Source organism: Methylibium sp. (assembly GCF_013817365.1).
Taxonomy (GTDB): domain Bacteria; phylum Pseudomonadota; class Gammaproteobacteria; order Burkholderiales; family Burkholderiaceae_C; genus Methylibium.
Window position 1 is genome coordinate 1 of sequence record NZ_JACDCU010000464.1, and the last position, 3,025, is coordinate 3,025.

A 3,025-nucleotide genomic window follows, 5' to 3' on the forward strand; every position below is an offset into this window, starting at 1 on the left:
ACGGTGTCCTCGTCGAAGGACTCCATGTCGAGCATTTCTTGCAGCGGCACGTAGGCCACTTCCTCAAGGCTGGTGAAACCCTCGGCGATGAGGATGTCGGCCACTTCGACGTCAACGTCAAGCTTGTCGACGAAGAGCTTGCGGATCGTCTCCGATTCCGTGGCCTGCTTGTCCTGCGACTCTTCGGCGCTCATGATGTTGATGCGCCAGCCGGTGAGCTCGGACGCCAGGCGCACGTTCTGGCCGCCGCGGCCGATGGCGATGGCGAGGTTCTCCTCGTCGACCACCACATCCATCGCGTGCTTTTCCTCGTCGACCACGATCGACTGCACATTGGCCGGAGCGAGCGCGCCGATCACGAACTGCGCCGGGTCATTCGACCACAGCACGATGTCCACGCGCTCGCCGGCGAGCTCGTTGGTGACGCCGTTGACGCGCGAGCCGCGCACGCCGACGCAGGTGCCGATCGGATCGACCCGCTTGTCGTAGGAGACCACGGCGATCTTGGCGCGCGAGCCGGCGTCGCGCGCACAGCTCTTGATCTCGAGCAGCCCCTGCTCCATCTCCGGCACCTCGTGGCGGAACAGCTCCATCATGAAGCCCGGCGCGCTGCGCGAGAGCATGATCTGCGGGCCCCTCTGGGTGGTGTCGACCTCCAGGATGAAGGCACGCACACGGTCACCCGTGCGCAGGTTTTCCTTGGCGATCATCTCGCTGCGCTTGAGACGCCCCTCGACCCGGCCGCTCTCGACGATCAGGTCGCCCTTGTCCAGGCGCTTGACGGTGCCGACGAAGACCTTGTCGCCGCGGGAAAGAAAATCGTTGAGCAGCTGCTCGCGTTCAGCGTCGCGGATCTTCTGCAGGATCACCTGCTTGGCCGCCTGCGCGCCAATGCGGCCGATCGAAACAGAGTCGATCTGCTCTTCGATGTAATCGCCCTCTTCGATGTCGGCGATTTGTTCCTGCGCCTCGAACAGCAGGATCTCCGAGTCGGGCAGCTGCAGGCCGGCCTCGTTGGGCACCACATGCCAGCGGCGGAAGGTTTCGTATTCGCCGGTGTCGCGATCGACCGCAACCCGGATGTCGGCCTCGCCACCCTGCAGCTTCTTGCTCGCCGAAGCCAACGCGGCCTCGACGGCGCCAAACACCACCTCGAGGTCGACACCCTTCTCGCGCGCAATCGCGTCTACGAAATCCAACAGTTCGCGGTTCATTCTTCGTGATCTCCCTGTTCCTGCACCGCTGTCCCGGCCGGTGCCTGCGCTTGCCGTGCACGGCCCTTGAAATCCACCACCGGCACCAGCCGAGCTTCGCGGACCTCGTCGAGTGCGAATCCCAGCACCTGATCTTCCTTGCCGTCGTTGAAATGCAGTGCCCAGCCTTCGCCGTGCGGCTGCACAACCCCTTCGAAGCGCTTGCGGCCCTGGAACGCCAGCTTGAGCGTGAGCGCGATGCGCTTGCCGGCAAAGCGCGCGTAGTCGGCGGGCTTCTTCAGCGGGCGATCGAGCCCCGGTGAAGACACCTCGAGCCGCGAGTAATCACAGCCCTCGACTTCCAGCACATACTGCAATTGCCGGGTCACTTTCTCGCAGTCGTCCACCGTCACGAACTCGCCCTCGCCCGTCTCATAGGTTTGGCCGGGCACGCGATCTATCAAGACACGCAGCAAACCCTGCGTGGCGCGCTCGCAATCCACCGGTTCGTAACCGAGCCCGGTGACGGTCTTTTCAACCGCAGCCTGCCAGTTCGACGACAAGGACACTGATCGATCTCTTTTGGTATCTGGCATCGTTCATCGGTTTTTCATCGGGGTTAACCCGCCGCGAAGATGCTGCTGCAAAGTGCTTCGACAAAAAAAATGGGCTGGAAATCCCCGGCCCAATTCATGGTCTAGTGAAAGGCGCATTGTAGCCATAGCGCCCACTACCGACAAGAGTCACGGGTGTCAAGAGCGGCTCATTCGTGCGCTGCCATGCCAAAATTTCAGGCCCTACACCCTCTGTTGGAGCCACCATGGGCTTTCTTGCCGGCAAGCGGCTGCTGATCACCGGAGTGCTCTCCAACCGCTCGATCGCCTACGGCATCGCCCGTGCCTGCCACCGCGAAGGTGCCGAACTCGCCTTCAGCTACCAAGGCGAGCGTTTCAAGGACCGCATCACCGAGTTCGCGCGGGATTTCGGCTCCGATCTGATCTTCGACTGCGATGTGGCCGAAGACGCGCAGATCGAACGCACCTTCGCCGGGCTGGCCACCGCCTGGCCAGAGGGTTTCGACGGCTTCGTGCATGCCATCGGCTTCGCGCCGCGCGAAGCCATTGCCGGCGACTTCCTCGAAGGCCTCTCGCGCGAGGCCTTCCGCATCGCCCACGACATCTCGGCCTACAGCTTCCCGGCCATGGCCAAGGCGGCGGCACCGCAGTTGCGTGACAAGGCCGCGCTACTGACCTTGACGTATCTGGGGGCGGAACGCGCCGTTCCCAGCTACAACACCATGGGTCTGGCCAAGGCCTCGCTGGAGGCCAGCGTGCGTTATCTGGCCACCAACCTGGGGCCAAAGGGCGTGCGGGTCAACGGCATCTCGGCCGGGCCGATCAAGACGCTCGCCGCTTCCGGCATCAAGGGCTTCGGCAAGATCCTCGAAGTGGTCGCGACCAATGCCCCGCTGCGCCGTAATGTGACGATCGACGACGTGGGCAACGTCGCCGCGTTCCTGCTCAGTGACCTGGCAGCCGGGGTGACCGCCGAGATCACCTACGTCGACGCCGGCTTCAGCCGGGTGGCCAGCGGGATGGTCGAGAGCTGACCCTGCCGAGGGCACCGGTGCTCAAGGCGATGCCGGCTGCGGCGCTGCGCGGAGCGAAGTAAAGGAGGAGGCTGTGCGCAGCACGGCCGGGGGACATGAGCGCAGCGCAGCGCCGCAGCCGGCTTCGCCGTCCCTCCCCGGTCAAGCCCTCACGCAGTCAACGTAGTACTGACGCTCCCCACCGTCCGCGCCGTCGACCTCGACCAGCCCATGCACGTCGGTG

At 64.3% G+C, this 3,025-nt stretch carries 3 protein-coding genes; 1 reads left to right on the forward strand and 2 read right to left on the reverse strand.

Annotated elements, in window-relative coordinates; translation table 11 throughout:
- Together nusA and rimP are read right to left on the reverse strand one after the other, a co-directional pair.
- Positions 1–1,214: transcription termination factor NusA (nusA, locus tag H0W38_RS19765; RefSeq protein ID WP_292457379.1), on the reverse strand; the 1,214-nt coding region annotated here is incomplete at its 3' end.
- Positions 1,211–1,789, reverse strand: coding sequence for a ribosome maturation factor RimP (rimP, locus tag H0W38_RS19770; protein WP_292457381.1), 579 nt, complete (start codon positions 1,787–1,789; stop codon positions 1,211–1,213). The genes rimP and nusA, both read right to left, overlap by 4 nt.
- A gap of 224 nt (positions 1,790–2,013) precedes the next feature.
- On the opposite strand from rimP, the gene fabI reads away from it, so the two are divergent.
- Positions 2,014–2,802, forward strand: coding sequence for an enoyl-ACP reductase FabI (gene fabI, locus H0W38_RS19775; protein WP_292457384.1), 789 nt, complete (start codon positions 2,014–2,016; stop codon positions 2,800–2,802).
- Positions 2,803–3,025 lie beyond the last annotated feature (223 nt).